At 51.7% G+C, this 960-nt stretch carries 1 rRNA gene; it reads right to left on the bottom strand.

Annotated features, from left to right (window positions below):
• Nucleotides 1-960: ribosomal RNA gene (locus tag ACQCT5_RS22875) — 23S ribosomal RNA — on the bottom strand; the annotation flags it as partial.

Below are 960 nucleotides of genomic sequence, written 5' to 3' on the forward strand. Positions count from 1 at the left end.
GAGAAGCGGATTTGCCTACTTCTCAGCCTTGCTGCTTAGACGCACATATCCAACAGTGCGCTTACCCTATCCTTCTGCGTCCCCCCATTGCTCAAACGGAGTGGAGGTGGTACAGGAATATCAACCTGTTATCCATCGCCTACGCCTTTCGGCCTCGGCTTAGGTCCCGACTAACCCTGAGCGGACGAGCCTTCCTCAGGAAACCTTAGGCATTCGGTGGAAGGGATTCTCACCCTTCTTTCGCTACTCATACCGGCATTCTCACTTCTAAGCGCTCCACCAGTCCTTCCGGTCTAGCTTCAACGCCCTTAGAACGCTCTCCTACCACTGTTCGTAAGAACAGTCCGCAGCTTCGGTGATACGTTTAGCCCCGGTACATTTTCGGCGCAGAGTCACTCGACCAGTGAGCTATTACGCACTCTTTAAATGGTGGCTGCTTCTAAGCCAACATCCTGGTTGTCTAAGCAACTCCACATCCTTTTCCACTTAACGTATACTTTGGGACCTTAGCTGGCGGTCTGGGCTGTTTCCCTCTTGACTACGGATCTTATCACTCGCAGTCTGACTCCCATAGATAAGTCTTTGGCATTCGGAGTTTGACTGAATTCGGTAATCCGATGAGGACCCCTAGTCCAATCAGTGCTCTACCTCCAAGACTCTAACATATGAGGCTAGCCCTAAAGCTATTTCGGAGAGAACCAGCTATCTCCAGGTTCGATTGGCATTTCACCCCTACCCACACCTCATCCGCTCACTTTTCAACGTGAGTCGGTTCGGGCCTCCATTCAGTGTTACCTGAACTTCACCCTGGACATGGGTAGATCACCTGGTTTCGGGTCTACGACCACGTACTCATTCGCCCTATTCAGACTCGCTTTCGCTACGGCTCCGTCTCATCGACTTAACCTTGCACGGGATCGTAACTCGCCGGTTCATTCTACAAAAGGCACGCTATCACCC

Origin of the sequence: Sutcliffiella halmapala (assembly GCF_050107295.1) — a bacterium.
GTDB classification, from domain to species: domain Bacteria; phylum Bacillota; class Bacilli; order Bacillales; family Bacillaceae_I; genus Sutcliffiella_A; species Sutcliffiella_A halmapala_A.